General features: G+C 63.0%; 15 protein-coding genes. 5 read left to right on the forward strand and 10 right to left on the reverse strand.

Annotation, left to right across the window (positions count from 1 at the left end; genetic code table 11):
• Window positions 1–122: 122 nt before the first annotated feature.
• The 6 genes from DMO26_RS17270 to DMO26_RS17295 form a co-directional block, all read right to left on the reverse strand.
• Window positions 123–935 carry a class II aldolase/adducin family protein gene (locus tag DMO26_RS17270; protein ID WP_117193375.1) on the reverse strand — a complete coding sequence of 271 codons (813 nt, stop codon included), beginning with the start codon at window positions 933–935 and terminating at the stop codon, window positions 123–125.
• Between the two features lie 12 nt (window positions 936–947).
• Window positions 948–1,922, reverse strand: coding sequence for a 2-hydroxyacid dehydrogenase (locus DMO26_RS17275; protein ID WP_162894942.1), 975 nt, complete (start codon window positions 1,920–1,922; stop codon window positions 948–950).
• 120 nt (window positions 1,923–2,042) lie between these two features.
• On the reverse strand, window positions 2,043–3,641 hold the full coding sequence (locus tag DMO26_RS17280; RefSeq protein ID WP_117193377.1) for a thiamine pyrophosphate-dependent enzyme: 1,599 nt from the start codon (window positions 3,639–3,641) through the stop codon (window positions 2,043–2,045).
• Between the two features lie 193 nt (window positions 3,642–3,834).
• Complete coding sequence (locus DMO26_RS17285; protein WP_117193378.1) at window positions 3,835–5,064, reverse strand: amidohydrolase family protein; 1,230 nt, start codon at window positions 5,062–5,064, stop codon at window positions 3,835–3,837.
• A gap of 46 nt (window positions 5,065–5,110) precedes the next feature.
• Window positions 5,111–5,446 (reverse strand): hypothetical protein, encoded by a 336-nt coding sequence (locus DMO26_RS17290; RefSeq protein ID WP_117193379.1) that lies wholly within the window; start codon window positions 5,444–5,446, stop codon window positions 5,111–5,113.
• Window positions 5,433–5,795, reverse strand: coding sequence for a Rieske (2Fe-2S) protein (locus tag DMO26_RS17295; RefSeq protein WP_117193380.1), 363 nt, complete (start codon window positions 5,793–5,795; stop codon window positions 5,433–5,435). Before DMO26_RS17295 ends, DMO26_RS17290 begins: the two co-directional genes overlap by 14 nt.
• Window positions 5,796–5,890: 95 nt before the next feature.
• Between DMO26_RS17295 and DMO26_RS17300 the strand changes: the two genes are divergently transcribed.
• The 4 genes from DMO26_RS17300 (at window position 5,891) to DMO26_RS17315 (ending at window position 8,964) form a co-directional block, all read left to right on the forward strand.
• On the forward strand, window positions 5,891–6,697 hold the full coding sequence (locus DMO26_RS17300; protein ID WP_117193381.1) for an IclR family transcriptional regulator: 807 nt from the start codon (window positions 5,891–5,893) through the stop codon (window positions 6,695–6,697).
• A gap of 88 nt (window positions 6,698–6,785) precedes the next feature.
• Window positions 6,786–7,280 (forward strand): MarR family winged helix-turn-helix transcriptional regulator, encoded by a 495-nt coding sequence (locus DMO26_RS17305; RefSeq protein WP_117193382.1) that lies wholly within the window; start codon window positions 6,786–6,788, stop codon window positions 7,278–7,280.
• A gap of 290 nt (window positions 7,281–7,570) precedes the next feature.
• Window positions 7,571–7,723 (forward strand): YciI family protein, encoded by a 153-nt coding sequence (locus DMO26_RS34955; protein ID WP_319025403.1) that lies wholly within the window; start codon window positions 7,571–7,573, stop codon window positions 7,721–7,723.
• The gene (locus DMO26_RS17315; RefSeq protein ID WP_117193383.1) at window positions 7,720–8,964 is read left to right on the forward strand and encodes an RNA polymerase sigma factor; all 1,245 of its coding nucleotides are present in this window, start codon (window positions 7,720–7,722) and stop codon (window positions 8,962–8,964) included. The genes DMO26_RS34955 and DMO26_RS17315 overlap by 4 nt, the downstream gene beginning before the upstream one ends.
• A gap of 279 nt (window positions 8,965–9,243) precedes the next feature.
• On the opposite strand, the gene DMO26_RS17320 is transcribed toward DMO26_RS17315, so the two are convergent.
• From DMO26_RS17320 to DMO26_RS17335, 4 genes are all read right to left on the reverse strand, one after another.
• Window positions 9,244–9,645, reverse strand: a complete 402-nt coding sequence (locus tag DMO26_RS17320; protein ID WP_117193384.1) for a response regulator — start codon at window positions 9,643–9,645, stop codon at window positions 9,244–9,246.
• 12 nt (window positions 9,646–9,657) lie between these two features.
• Window positions 9,658–11,364 (reverse strand): sensor histidine kinase, encoded by a 1,707-nt coding sequence (locus tag DMO26_RS17325; RefSeq protein WP_226951326.1) that lies wholly within the window; start codon window positions 11,362–11,364, stop codon window positions 9,658–9,660.
• Window positions 11,365–11,502: 138 nt separating this feature from the next.
• Window positions 11,503–12,033 carry an RES family NAD+ phosphorylase gene (locus DMO26_RS17330; RefSeq protein WP_404947061.1) on the reverse strand — a complete coding sequence of 177 codons (531 nt, stop codon included), beginning with the start codon at window positions 12,031–12,033 and terminating at the stop codon, window positions 11,503–11,505.
• The gene (locus DMO26_RS17335; RefSeq protein ID WP_117193387.1) at window positions 11,999–12,370 is read right to left on the reverse strand and encodes an antitoxin Xre/MbcA/ParS toxin-binding domain-containing protein; all 372 of its coding nucleotides are present in this window, start codon (window positions 12,368–12,370) and stop codon (window positions 11,999–12,001) included. The genes DMO26_RS17330 and DMO26_RS17335 overlap by 35 nt, the downstream gene beginning before the upstream one ends.
• Before the next feature lie 180 nt (window positions 12,371–12,550).
• Here DMO26_RS17335 and DMO26_RS17340 point away from each other — a divergent pair, with 180 nt between their 5' ends.
• Window positions 12,551–14,089: a S10 family peptidase gene (locus DMO26_RS17340; RefSeq protein WP_117193437.1), complete on the forward strand. Its 1,539-nt coding sequence runs from the start codon at window positions 12,551–12,553 to the stop codon at window positions 14,087–14,089.
• Window positions 14,090–14,106 lie beyond the last annotated feature (17 nt).

Below are 14,106 nucleotides of genomic sequence, written 5' to 3' on the forward strand. Positions count from 1 at the left end.
CGGGGGAGAGAGTTGGGGTAGGGGCAAAACCCTCTATGCCCCGGCCCTTCGCTTTGGCTCACGGCGTTCGTCGCTGAAATCGATTCATTGGACCGATTTCTCCGGCTACGCCGGATCGCTCCTCACTCGCGATAGCTCGGATCAATCCGATCCAGTTTCCGCAACATCGCCGGCCATTCCTTCAGGCCAGGTTTCGCCGGCGACATTTCGTACATGTGGGCGGTCAGCTCGGCGATCTTCTCTTCCGGGATCGTCAGGCCTTGCGGCTGGGCGGCCATGGCGGCGAGCTGGGCGCGGGCGGCCTTTTCGAGCCAGAAGGTCCAGACGAACGCTTCGCCGACCGTCTCGCCGGTCGTCAGCGTGCCGTGGTTCTTGAGGATCATGTTCTTGTGGGGGCCGAGATCGTGGATCAGCCGCTCCTGCTCTTCCATGTTGAGCGCCAGACCTTCGTAACCGTGATAGCCGATGCGGTTGTAGAAGAACATGGAATGCTGGGAGAGCGGCAGGAGGCCGCAATCGAGCATGGAGAGCGCCATGCCCGCTTCGGTGTGAAGGTGCATGACGCAGTTCAGTTCTGGTCGTGCCTTGTGGACGGCGTGATGGATGACGAAGCCGGCGCCGTTCACCGGATAATCGGACTTCCCGATGATCTTCGCCTCGTGGTCGATCTTCACGAGATTGCTCGCCTTGATCTCGTCGAAGGCCATGCCGAACGGATTGATCAGGAAATGCTCGTGGGTGCCCGGAACGCGGGCCGAGATATGGGTGTAGATGAGGTCGTCCCATCCGTAGAGGGCGGCCAGCCGGTAGGCGGCGGCGAGATCGACACGCACCGCCCATTCCTCGTCGGTAATCGAGGAACGGTCGAATTCGGTAATGACTTCGGTTGCATCGTCCTGACCCGCAAGACCGATGACGTGACGTTGGAATGCCATTTCACACCCTCCCTATAGTTCAAAAGCCCAGATTGCGACCGGCACGACCGGCGACGGCAGTGGTGCGCCGGAAAAATACGCCTCGACATTCTTGACCAGCAAAAGGGCCATGGCGAGGCGGGTGTCGGCCGTGGCGCTGCCCTGGTGCGGCGTCATGATGACGTTCGGAAGCGCCCGCAGCCGCTCCGGAACGTTCGGCTCGGCCGCAAAGACGTCGAGCGCCGCGAAACCGAGCTCGCCGGTTTCCAGCACGTCGATCAGCGCCGCTTCGTCGACGATCGAGCCGCGCGAGACATTGACCAGCGTGCCGGCCGGGCCGAGCGCTTCGAGCACCTGCCGGCTCACGATGCCCTTCGTGTCCTCGCCGCCGCGGCTGGCGATGACGAGGAAATCGCTCTCCTTAGCCATTGCCACGAGGTCCGGCATGTATTTGTAGTCGACCGGTTTCTGACGCGGTCCGTGATAGGAGACGCGCATGCGGAAGGCCGAGGCGCGTTCGGCGATCGCCGCACCGATATTGCCGAGCCCCACGATGCCGATCGCCTTGTTCTTCAGTGAACGGCTGAGCGGCACCTTTGCCGCGATCGTCGTCCATCGGCCATCGCGGACATACCGGTCCTGCGGAACGATATCGCGGGCGGACGCCAGCATCAGCGCCATGGCGAGATCGGCAACGTCCTCCGTCAACAGGCCCGGCGTGTTGGAAATGCCGATGCCGCGCGCCTTCGCCGTCGGCACGTGGATCGAGTCGATGCCGATGCCGTAACAGGCGACGAGCCTCAGATCCGGAAATTTTCCGAGCACATCCGCATTGGCGCCGACGCCGGGATCGGTGACCAGAACCTGCACGCCCGCAAGAACCTGGCCGGACAGCACCTCCTCCGCGCCCATGCGCCGGCCACCCATGCCTTCCAGCACCGCGACCACGGAAGCCGGCAGCACGGCGGTGAGGATGACGATGCGGATATGATTCTGTCTGGATGCCACGGAAACGATGCCCTCCCCGGATCGGTTTCTTAGCATCGGACTTTATACGGCTCCCTGCGATCGCGATAGGCTTTTTCGTCGATGATGAACGGAATTTGCCATCGACGGACAGCGCTTCCCTCAGCCATGAATGAATTTCCAGGGGCTGACTTCGTTTTCGATCGAGAGCGGCACTTCGATCAGCCAAGGCCCGCCGCGGGTCATTGACGTCTCGATCGCCTTGCGCAGATCCGCCGGATCGGCGACGCGAGCGAAATCGACGTGGAAGGCGGAGGCGAGCTTTTCGAAATCCGGGTTCTTCAGTTCAGAGCCGATCAGCCGGCCATTGAAGGCCTGCTGCTGGTCGCGCTTCACATTGCCGAAGGCGCAATTGTTGAAGACGACCGTGATGACGTCGATGCCGTATTGCGCGGCGGTGGCGAGTTCCTGGGCCGCGAACATGAAGCCGCCGTCGCCGGCGATCGACACGACGGGCACATTGGGGCGGGCGACCTTGACGCCGAGCGCCGTCGGGAAACCGAAACCGAGCGTGCCTTCGAATCCGGTGGAGATGAAGGTGCGCGGCTCATAGACCGGATAGCAGTACCAGGAAGCGAAGCCGGCCTGGCAGACTTCTTCGACCAATATGCCGTCGTCCGGCAGGGCGGCGCGGATCGCCTGGAGATAACCGTGATGCGGCGAGATTTCCTTGATCGCCTCGGCCGTTTCGGCGCGCGCCTTGTGGATGGCCTCACGCCAGTCATTGACCAGCACGCGGGGCTCGATCTCGTCAAGAAGTGCGGCAAGCGAGGTCTTCGCCCGCCCCAGCACGCCGATGGCGCTCGGTGTCCGGGTCAGTTCCTCCGCATCGATCTCCAGCCGGATAACCGGCACGTCAGGCCGCTGTTTCCAGCGCCAGCCCGGCACTTCCAGGCGTGTGCCGATGCCGATGACCAGGTCGACGCTTTCCCAGAGTTTTCGAGCCTCGGCAATGGTGAGGCCGAGTTCGTGGCGGTTGGAGACAATGCCTCGCCCGGAGCGGAAGGCGACAACCGGCGCATGCAGCAATTCGGCGAGCCGCAGCACCTCGTCGCGCGCCTCGAAGGCGCCGGGGCCGACGAAGATCATCGGCCTTTGAGCTTTTTCGATCGCCCGCGCCGCTTCGCCGATCGCCACGTCGGCAACCGGATCGGGATGCAGGTCGAGCGGCCAGGCGATCTCGAATTCGCCCTCGGCCGTAAACTGCTCCCAAGGCATTTCGACCGTCGCCGGACCCGGTTTCAGCGAACGCATCTCGCGAAAGGCATGGGCGATGGCCGCGGAAACCTCGCCTGCCCCGTCGGCACGTTCTGCCGATTTGGCGATTCCGGTCAGCACGGCGCGCTGATCGCGCATCTCGTGCAAATGGCCGCGGCCCTTGCCGAGGAAGGCGGTCGGCACCTGGCCGGTCAAGGCAAGTACCGGCTCGTTGCAGCCCCAGGCGGTGAGGAGTGCCGCGCCGGTATTTAGGACGCCCGGGCCGGGCACGACGGAATAGACGCCGGGATTGCCGGTGGCGCGGGTATAACCGAAAGCCATGTAGGCGCAGGTCTGCTCGTGGCGGGGTGTGACCACCCGCATGCCGTCGCGGGCGAAGGCGTCGAACAGGCCGTAAAGCTGGGCGCCGGGAATGCCGAAGACGGTATCGACGCCGTGGGCGCGAAGCGATGCGACAATGGCGTCGCCGCCGGTGATGGTCATGGGTGGGCCTCTGTGGGTGGATATGTAACGTGAGAAGGCGGTGCGTCTTGCCTATCTCCCCCTTGCGGGGGAGATGCCGGCAGGCAGAGGGGGGTGGTGCCGCAACCTCTTCGGTAGAGTTTGCTGAACCACCCCCTTCTGTCATCTCCGATGACATCTCCCCCACAAGGGGGAGAAAGAGGCTGCCGCGCGTTTACAAACTTTTCCGCACCGCCGGATCAAGCCCGAACAGCTTCGCCGCATTCAGGCCCAGAATATTCCGCTTCGCCTGTTCGCTCAGGAACGGCAAATCATAAATTTCCTGCGGCAGGTCGAAGTCGAAATGCGGCCAGTCGGAAGCGAAGAGAAGCTGCGTCTCGGCATTGATCATTTCCAGCGTCAGCTGCAGCGCCTTCATGTTCACCGTTTCCATCGGCTGGGTCGTGTACCAGCAGTTCTCCCGCATGTATTCGCTCGGCAGCTTTTTCAGCTGCGGGGCTTCCGATGGGCGCATCAGGTACTGGTCGTCGAGGCGCTGCATCAGGAAGGGAATCCAGGCAAGCCCGCTTTCCACCCAGATGCTTTTCAGCTTCGGGAAACGCTCCGGAATGCCGTTCAGGATCCAGTTGGTCATATGCACCATGTTGCACCAGACAAATCCCAGCGCATGCATGCCGAGGAAACGGTTGATGGTGGAAAGCGACTGGTCCTGCCAGTGATAGGCCGCATGGAAGGCGATCGGCAGGTTGCGCTCCTCGAGCATCGCATAAACGCGCATGTAATCGTTGTGATGCACCGGCTTGTGGCGGGTGGAGGGCACACAGAAGCCGATGACGCCCGGCTGGTCGGCGAATTCCTCGATAGTGCGCTCGGCTTCCTTCGGCACGTTGAAGGGCAGATAGGCGAGCGTCTTCAGCCGGTCGTCCTTGGTCAGCACCTTGTCGATCAGCCAGCGGTTATAGGCGCGGCCGAGATAGACTTCCATTTCCGGCTGCGGATGCAGACCGAGCGTGAGCATCGGCGTTGGGAAGAGCACCATGTAATCGACGCCGAGCGCCTGCATGGCGCGGCGCGACAGGGTCACGTCGCGGTGCACGCCGTCGTCGACTTTTTCGCGGATGCCCGCTTGGTGCGGAATGCGGCCGCCGACGTCCTGGTATTTCAGACCCATGTCGCCGTTCAGGCCATAGGAGGCGGTACCCATCTTCTCGTCATGGAAGAGCATCGCCTGATGGCGGATGACCGGGTCCTCGATATATTGCACCAGCTCGTGCCAGGAGATGGTCTCGGTATGATGGGCGTCGACATCGCAGATCAGCCAGTCCTCGAAGCCGCGCCGCTTGGCCGCCCGGTTGGCATGCGCGAGGATGTCTCGCGTGTCGGTGAAGACATCGATCTGCTGCACCGGCAGTTCGCGGGCGCGATCCTTGTTCAAGATATCCATGTTCGCTCTCCTCAGGCGAAAGAGTGAAATCCGTAAAGTCTGATTTTCAAAGCTCGTCCGGCCGGCGGCGATACCAGAGCGCCAGTTCCATTGGGCCGAGATGCAGGGCACGCAGCACTTCCGAGACGGCGGAGAGCGCTTCAGTGGGCGTCACCGTCTCGTCCCGCTCGCCGGTGAGCGGCCGGAAGGTGCGCTCCTCGCCGTCGCTTTTCGCGGCATAGAGGCGGATCGCCGCCGTCATCATCCGCGCCACCGCCTCGTCGGAAATGCGCGAAGCCTCGCCCTTTTCCAGAAGCTCGGACGCCGCCTTGTCAATTTCGGCGGTCGCGTCCTCGATCCAGCCATAGGGATCGTTGCGAAGTTTCGGATCAGAGGACGACATAGATCTGTCCTTCCCGGACCGCCAGTTCCGCGCGGGCGAGGCGATAATGGCCCGCGGGGTTGCGGCCCGTTTCCAGGTTGAATTCCCAGCCGTGCCAAGGACAGGCGACATGCATGTTGTTTTCATTGTATTGGAGCGTCCGCACCTCGCAGTTTTCGTCGACCGGCTCGACGACCTCCGGATAGATGCGGCCCTGACAGATGGGTCCCTGCCGGTGGGGGCAGGTGTTGTGCCAGGCGTAAAGCGCGCCCTTCACCCGAAAAATGCCGATTTCCTTGTCGCCACAGGCAACGACCTTGCGGCCGCCGTCAGCGATCTCCTCCTCAGGACAGACCAGATATTCCGCCAAGGTTTTCCTCCCTTTCCTTCGCGTGTATTTCAATAATATTGAAGTCATTCAGTTATATTGTATTGTGATGACCGAACACGTCAAGCGGAGAGGTCATGGACGCATCGGCAAAGCGGGAAATGTCTGCAAAGGGCAACGAACTCAAAGGGGCCGGCATCCAGTCGCTGGAAAAGGGGTTGAAGGTGCTGGGCGCCATCCAGCATGCCGGGCGGGCGATGCGGCTGAATGACATCGCCGCCGCCGCCGGCATGACGCCCAGCATGGCGCACGGTTATCTGGTCAGTCTCGTGCGCACCGCCTTCGTGGCGCAGGACCGCGTTTCCGGTCTCTACGATCTCGGCGACGCCGCCCTGCAACTCGGTCTCGCCTCGCTCTCCCGCACCGATTTCCTGGGCCTTGCCCGCGCCACGATCACCGAGCTTGCCGCCGTGCTTGGCGAAACGGTGACGCTCGCCGTCTGGAACGGCGATGCGCCGACGGTGGTCGACAAGATCGAAGGGCGCTCGGACAGCGTTTATGAGATCAAGGTCGGCTCGCTGGTGCGCCTCTGGCCGACGGCGACCGGCAGGGTCTTCATGGCCAACCTGCCGAATGCGGAATGGTCGCACCATCTCAGCGCGATGATGCGGGAGGGCGGCGAAAGCGAGGCATCGACCGCACGCTTCGTCGATGCGCTCGCCGGCGTGCGTGAAGAAGGTTATGCCGCGACACTGCCCGCCACGGTGCCGGATTTTTCCGCGGTCGCCGCTCCGGTCTTCGATCATCGGGGACATCTGAAGGCGGTGATCACCGTGCTCGGCCGCCAGGACGGGTTCGATATCGCACCCTCGGGCAAGCCGCTGACCGCCACGCTGAAGGCTGCGAGGTCCCTTTCGCTCAGGCTCGGCGCTTCAGTAAGTTGAGGGTTTTGCTTCCACACGCTTGTACGTTCGCGCGTTCTCGGCTACCCGCTTATATAACCGTTTTAAGAAAAAGGATCACCGGACCGTGATGGCTGAAGACCTGAAGCCCGAAGACGCGAGCGGCGGCAGCGAATGGGTCATGCTGCAGCCCCGGGCGATCTATTTCCTCAACCAGGCGAACCATGCGGTGCGCAGCCGGCTGGAAGCGTCGCTCGCGACCCTTCAGATGACCGGCATCCAGTATACGGTGCTGAGCGTCATCGGCAACCGCGACGGCCTTTCCTCGGCGGAACTGTCGCGCCGCTTCTTCGTCACGCCGCAGACGATGAACGAGCTGATCGGCGGGCTGCAGCGCCGCAATCTCATTACCCGCAAGGAAGATCCGGCCAATCGCCGCATCCTGCGCATGAGCCTGACGACGGAAGGCAAGCGGATGATCAAGGCCTGCGATGCGGCGGCCGATGCGGTCGAGCGCGAGGTCTTTTCCTTCCTGCCGCAGGAAAACTACGAACAGCTCCGCGAGCTTTGTCGGCTGGTCGCTCGCAATCTGCGGGAGCGCGACGAGGCCGCCAAGACCGAGTGAAAAAATCCCGATGCGCCGGCAAGGCGTGTCGAATAGGCTTTCTCAGAGGCGACATCGGGGTAGCAGCCGGATGAACCGGCCGCCGCAACAAAGGAGAAAGCCGTGAAATACATGCTCTTGATCTATCGCGACGAAGCCCTGTTCGCCGCCGCTCCGCGCAGCGGGCCGCATTCGGCGGCCTATGTCGCCTATACGGAATCGCTGAAGCAGGCCGGCGCCTGGATTTCCGGTGACCGGCTGCAGGTTTCCGATACCGCCAGCACCGGCGCCTCAATGAGGGCAAGGCGGAAATCCTCGATGGCCCCTATTCGGAAACCAAGGAGCAACTCGGCGGCTATTACCTCATCGAGGCGCCGGATCTCGATGCCGCGCTGGAATGGGCTTCGAAATGCCCCGCCGCCGTGAACGGCACGATCGAGGTGCGGCCCCTTTGGGTGATATGACGACCGCTACGGGCAGGAGCTGGGACGAGGCCGAGCGTGTCGCCCGCCAATCTTACGGCCGGCTGGTCGCCTTCCTTTCGGCGCGCAGCCGGGATGTCGCGAGCGCCGAGGATGCACTGTCGGAAGCTTTTGCCGCAGCGCTTTCCGATTGGCCCCAAAAAGGCGTTCCGCACAACCCGGAGGCCTGGCTGCTGACGGCGGCCCGCCGCCGCCAGATGGATGCCGTCCGCCGCGGCGGCACCCGCGCCGCCGCGGCCGATCACCTGAAACTGCTGGCGGACGAGCTGTCCGAGGCCGAGGCGCCCGATATTCCCGATGAGCGGCTGCGGCTGATGTTCGCCTGTGCCCATCCGGCGATCGACCGAAAGATGCGCGGGCCGCTGATCCTCCAGACCATCCTCGGCTTCGATGCGGCGACGATCGCCGCCGTCTTCCTCGTGCCGGCGGCGACCATGGGCCAGCGGCTGGTGCGCGCCAAGGCGAAGATCCGCGATGCGGGCATCGCATTCCGGCTGCCCGACCGCGTCGATATGCCGGAACGGCTCGATGCGGTGCTGGAAGCCATTTATGCGGCCTTCAGCGAGGGCTGGACCGATCCTTCCGGCACGGAGTCCCGCCGGCGTGGACTGGCGGAAGAGGCGATCTGGCTCGGCCGTCTGGTAGTGGCACTGCTGCCCGACGAACCGGAGGCGCTCGGCCTGCTCGCCTTGATGCTGCACCTCGAAGCCCGGCGCGAGGCGCGCCGGACCGATGCGGGAGGCTACGTTCCGCTGGCGGATCAGGACCCGGCAAAATGGGATGGCAAGCTGATCGACGAGGCGGAGGATATTCTCCTCGCGGCGAGCCATCGAGGAAAGATAGGACGGTATCAATTGGAGGCGGCAGTTCAATCCGCCCATGCCATCCGCCGTCAGGGATTCGAGCCGGACTGGCCCATGCTGGAGGCGCTTTACGGCCATCTGCTGACGCTGACCGGCTCGCCGGTCGTAGCGATCAACCGCGCGGTGGTGATTGCCAGCAGCCGCAGCGTCGAGGCGGGGCTTGCGGCGCTCGAAGCGGCGGGCGGCGACGAGCGGCTTGCCGCCTACCAGCCCTATTGGGCCGCCCGCGCCGATCTTCTGGCCCGCGCCGGACGGAAGGAGGAGGCCGATGCGGCCTACGGCCAGGCCATCGGCCTCGAAACCGACCCCGCCATCCGCAGTTTCCTGGAAGAGCGGCGGCAGCTGACGGTTACTTCCTGAGCCAGGGCGTAGGGTTAAGGAAAATTTGCAATCCAGGGTGGATTATGTCGCAACCGCACAAGAAATTGTCGGCAAGAGATTACCAAACGTTAATTTGACGGGAACATATGTGCCGCCCTTAGGTTCGCGGCAGCCGCCATGACGGCGGTTAGAGGCTCGCGCCGCGGCGTAGGTGCGGACAGCGAGCCTCGTCCGAAGTCGTTGTCGGGAAGGCATCCAGGGATGCCTCGCCCGTTGGTTTGCGCCCGCTCTGGTCTCATCGGCGGGCGACGGCGCGGCTTACAGGGCGCGTCCGGCAGTCCGGTCGTTTTCGATGCGGGTGACGCAGCCGGCGATCTTGGCCATCAGGAGATCGAAATCTATCGGTTTCGTTAGATAGTCCGCCGCCCCGGCCCGCAGGCCAGTAAGCACGTTTTCCTTGTCGGTCAGCGCCGTCAGCAGGATGAAGGGGATATTGGACAATTCCGGATGGTTGACCTGGATTTCCGCCAGGAGCTGATGGCCATCCATCACGGGCATCGAAATGTCGCAGATGACGATGTCCGGCCAGTGGGAGAGGATCATCTCCAGTCCCTCCTGCCCGTTGGCCGCTTCCAGGGCTGCCAGACCTGCATCTACCAGCTCCTCGACGATGAGTTCGCGAATATCCGCTTCGTCGTCGATACATAATACGGTGATCATCTGGATGTTCCTTTAAGCTGCCTGTTTGGAAATAGCGGCGAACGGCCCCTTGTTGGGAAGCGCCACCGTGAACGTGGTTCCCTTGCCGAGCGTGCTCTCGACGGAAATCGAACCGCCATGCAGATCGACGATCTGCTTGACGATATTGAGACCGATGCCGGTGCCGGCAATCCCGGTCGCACTGCGCGCCCGGTAATAGGGCTGGAAGAGCTTGGGAAGGTCCTCCGCATCCATGCCGATGCCATTGTCGGCGATCGACACGAAGGACATATCCTTTTTCGTCCAGGCGCGAACCCTGATGTCCGGGGCCTGGGGCGCATATTTGACGGCGTTCGATAGCAGGTTGGTGAAGACCTGTTCGATGGCCGCCCGGTCCGCCAGGATCGTTCCCGGCAGTTTGGAAAGATCCTGATGGAATATGTGGGACTTGCGGATTTCCGCCTGCCGCGTGCAGCATCTTTCGATGACTTCGGCCAGATGCAGTTGCTCGGGCTTCAATGTCGTCTTGCCGGTTTCCAGCCGCCCGGCGGAAAGGATGCTCTCCATCAGGTCCACCATGCGCAGCACGGCTGAACGGATTTGTGCCGATTTTTCTGCCACATATTCGGGCTTCAGGACCGTCTTGGTACGGTGAAGGCGCTGCGCCGCGGCATCGATGATGGCGAGCGGCGTACGGAATTCGTGGGAAGCCATAGCCACGAATTGCCGCTGCAGCGCGTTTACGTGCCGCTCCTGCGCCAGAAGCCGGTCGAGTTCTTCCCGCTGGCGTTCGATTTCCGCCGTCCGGAGCCTGACGGTTTCCTCGAGCTCGTCGCGATGGCGCATCAGCGCCAGACGGCTTTTGGAGAGGGCGATCGAGGTCCGGCGCAGGCCGTGGCCGAGAAAGATCACGACGCCCATGGCGACCGCAATGCCTGTGACACCCGCAGGCACGATCTGCTTGATCAGCATCAGGCCCGGCCGGATGGGCTCCCACGCAAGATATCCGAGTGTGCCGCCGCTGGAGGCGACGACCGGTATCGCGGCATAGGACGGCGAGGCTTCCGCGCTGTAGTGCAGCTTGTCGAGCTGGGCGTAACTGGCGATCTTGTCGACGACCCCGGCATCCAGGAATTTCACGGCGACGGCAATATACTCCTGCCCCGGTTCCAACGAAATCTTTTCGGAACTCGGCACGATGGGGCGCGCGCTCACGACGGCCGGCCGGTTGTCAATCTCGACGATCTCGGTTGCAGAAATCTCGTTGAGTTCCGGCTGGGCGGTATCGGCGGATGCAGCCCGCTTCCGCAGGACCGCACGGACGGCTTCCCGGAGCGCGGTCACCGGCTCTTCGTCGTTGAGAAAGGTGGAAACGGGGATGTCCTTGCCCTCCCGCACGACATAGGCCAGCGCATCCTGCGGGTCGAACACGTATGTGCGGTCATGCCCGAAATAATCGTACATCCATGTGCCGAGATTGTAGACGACCCACTGGCGGGGGCCTGTGGGGGCAAACAGAACCGCGTCGTCCCAGGTGGTGACGCTTTCCAGTTCGCGCGGCACGGCCTTTACCTGCTCGTCGAGACCATGTTCGACAAATCCCCTCTGTCGCGTCAGGGACAGATCGTCGACCTTGGCGGAAGCCATCCACATGAAACCGGCGATGAGAACCGCGGCCATCGCCGTCAGCAATGTCAGCACCAGCGTGACGTGTGATGTGATCCGGATATCCTTTTGCATGTGCCCTGCTTTCCTTGAGGCAGCCATGATGCTCCCGAAATATTACATATGACTAAATTTCAAATGCTAAAGCTCATAAGTTGCAAGCCGTATCCCAGGTAAGGACTTGTATCGTCCCTGTCCCTCTCGTCGGGTTTGTCAGAGCCAGGAGGCAGGGTTTTTCGGCAACCGGCCGTCGGGATCGATGACATTCAGTGCCGGGCCTGTGCCATCGTTCCAGCGCCAGAGCGCGATGCAGGTGCCGCCGGGCGACATGAAGGAGGGGTAGATAACGCCGTGAAAGCTCCGCTCCACCAGCCTTTCGCGCAGCGCGAGCGTTGCCGGCTTCAATCCTTTATCGAGATCGGCCCGCCATTCGCAGCGGTGTATGGTTTCATCGATGCCGAGGCCGGCGAGCGTGGCCGGCGAGGTCAGGTCCGCCAGTCGCGCGCCTTCCAGCCGAAGCTGGGTGATCAGCGCCGGATGCTGCACGAAGCCCTGGTTGTATTCCGCCCAGGCGGTGGAAAGCTCGCGCGCGGCATAGATGGCCGGAGCGCCGACCGGATTCCATCGCCCGCCGAAACGGGCGGCGCCATCGCCGGAAAGCGGCGCGTGCGCCCAGCGCGGCACATAGGCGCGCCACAGGACCAGGGGATCAGGCATAGACGCCGGAGCGCACGGCTTCGAGATAGGCGAGCACCTTGTCGGCCTTGCCTTCGCCGACGAGATCGTAAGCCGTCTTGCCGGCCCAGCCGGGAATCGGCTGATGCTTGAACCAGATCGCGGCGCGGTTCTCGTCGCCCGCCATTTCGCTCGCCATGGCGAGAATGCGCACCACGGGCGAAAGCGCCATATCCACCTTGCGGGCGCCGCTCTTGGCAGTCAGCGTGTTGCGGGCGATCCCGATCAGCTTGGCGAGCTCGGCCTGGGTGACGCCGAGCAGCTCCGCCACGCGCCGGGCGGAAAGGAAGGGGGACTGCGGCTCGCCGAAGGAGGCTGCGCCCATTTCGAAAGCATGTGCCGCCATTGAACTTTCCTTGATCGTATTTTCATCAGATGCTGATCAATATGGGCTCAAAATTCACTCGATTCAAGCTCTGTGGCATTTCGCTTCCGCCGATCAACAGGACTTGAGTTTTGCGGATCGGCGGCCCGCCCTACATAGGTTCGGCCGCCACTCGGCTGGGCCAAGGAGGAAACTGGTTTGCTGTTTCACAAAACGATCGCGTCTTTCGCCGTGCTGCTTGCACTTTCCGCTCCTGTTCTTTCCGGCTCAGCGTGGGCGCAGCAGCGGAGTGGAGACGAGGGTCGGGAGCGACGCGGACAGGCCGAACAGGGCGCCCAAGGCGGCATCTTCGGTCTTATTCCGGCGGATTCCACGACGGAACACGTCTTCAAGGCGCCATCCGGAGACATGCCTTACACGGCGACGGCCGGCACGCTTGATCTTTTCGGACAGGACGGCAACCGCTCGGCGAAGATCTTCTATACAGCCTATACGGCCAGGGACCGCGGGCCTGGACGCCCCATCACCTTCGCCTTCAACGGCGGGCCGGGCGCTGCTTCGGCCTATCTGCATCTCGGCCTCGTCGGGCCCAGGATCCTGGAATTCGGCGAAACCGGCGATGACGGCACTATGCCCCAGCTCAAGGACAATCCGGAAAGCTGGCTTGCCTTTACCGATCTCGTGCTGATCGACCCGGTCGGCACCGGCTGGAGCCGTGCGGCGAACAACGAGGCGGCAGGCGGCTACTATGGCGTGCGGCAGGATGCCGACAGCCTTGCCAAGGCGATCGCGCTCTATGTCCAGAAGAACAACCGGCTCGAGGCGCCGAAATATCTGCTTGGCGAGAGTTATGGCGGTTTCCGCGCCGCGAAAGTGGCGGTGTCGCTGAAGAACACGCAAGGCCTCCTGCCGTCTGGCGTCATCATGCTGTCGCCTTTGATCGAAGGCAGGTTCCTTGCCAATACGGATGATCCGCTGAGCGCCGCACTGCAGTTCCCTTCGCTCGTCGCGGCCGAACTGGAGCATAGGAACGCCTTCACGCCGGAAAAGCTCGCCGAGGCCGAACGGTTCGCCATGAGCGATCTTCTGGTAGCACTGGCCGGCCCCTCTCCTTCCGGCCAGGCGGCCGATGCGCTTTATGCCCGTATTTCCGAACTGACCGGCATTCCGAAGGACGTGGCCGCCCATACCCGCGGTTTCGTCGGCGACGTTTATGCCAAGCAGATGGGCGGACCGGGCAAGGTGGTCAGCCCCTATGACGCGTCCTATGCGGTGCCGGACGCCTATCCGGAGGACAGCTATACCCGCAACGACGATCCGATCCTGGAGGGTTATACACGCGCCTTCGGCGCGGCTTTTGCGGCCTATGCCCGCAACGAGCTGAAATTTTCTTCGGAGATGACCTATTCGTTGCTGAACGAGGAGGTGAACCGCCGCTGGGAATGGAACGGCGGCCGCGGCGGCGACAGCCGCGCGCTCGCCAGCGCCACGACCGACATCCGCGACCTGCTTTCGGTCATTCCCTCGTTCAAGGTGATGATCGCCCATGGCTACAGCGATGCGCTGACGCCCTACGGCGCCAGCCGCTATGTCATCGACCATCTGCCGCCGCAACTGGCGGCCGGCCGCGCGGAGCTGAAAACCTATCGCGGCGGCCATATGTTCTACACAAAGCCAGGCTCCCGGAGGAGCTTCGCGGCGGATGTGAAGGCGTTTTACGCTACGAAGGCCACGGATTGAGGTCGGCGATGCCGGGG

This window comes from Rhizobium terrae, from assembly GCF_003425685.1.
GTDB lineage: Bacteria > Pseudomonadota > Alphaproteobacteria > Rhizobiales > Rhizobiaceae > Neorhizobium > Neorhizobium terrae.

Excerpts from the sequence above, each read along its gene's own strand:
- DMO26_RS17305 (WP_117193382.1), top strand. The coding sequence starts at position 6,786 with ATGGCTGAAGACCTGAAGCCCGAAGACGCGAGCGGCGGCAGCGAATGG.
- DMO26_RS17335 (WP_117193387.1), bottom strand. The coding sequence starts at position 12,370 with ATGGCGGCACATGCTTTCGAAATGGGCGCAGCCTCCTTCGGCGAGCCG.
- DMO26_RS17315 (WP_117193383.1), top strand. The coding sequence starts at position 7,720 with ATGACGACCGCTACGGGCAGGAGCTGGGACGAGGCCGAGCGTGTCGCC.
- DMO26_RS17325 (WP_226951326.1), bottom strand. The coding sequence starts at position 11,364 with ATGCAAAAGGATATCCGGATCACATCACACGTCACGCTGGTGCTGACA.
- DMO26_RS17290 (WP_117193379.1), bottom strand. The coding sequence starts at position 5,446 with ATGTCGTCCTCTGATCCGAAACTTCGCAACGATCCCTATGGCTGGATC.
- DMO26_RS17280 (WP_117193377.1), bottom strand. The coding sequence starts at position 3,641 with ATGACCATCACCGGCGGCGACGCCATTGTCGCATCGCTTCGCGCCCAC.
- DMO26_RS17300 (WP_117193381.1), top strand. The coding sequence starts at position 5,891 with ATGGACGCATCGGCAAAGCGGGAAATGTCTGCAAAGGGCAACGAACTC.
- DMO26_RS17270 (WP_117193375.1), bottom strand. The coding sequence starts at position 935 with ATGGCATTCCAACGTCACGTCATCGGTCTTGCGGGTCAGGACGATGCA.
- DMO26_RS17285 (WP_117193378.1), bottom strand. The coding sequence starts at position 5,064 with ATGGATATCTTGAACAAGGATCGCGCCCGCGAACTGCCGGTGCAGCAG.
- DMO26_RS17320 (WP_117193384.1), bottom strand. The coding sequence starts at position 9,645 with ATGATCACCGTATTATGTATCGACGACGAAGCGGATATTCGCGAACTC.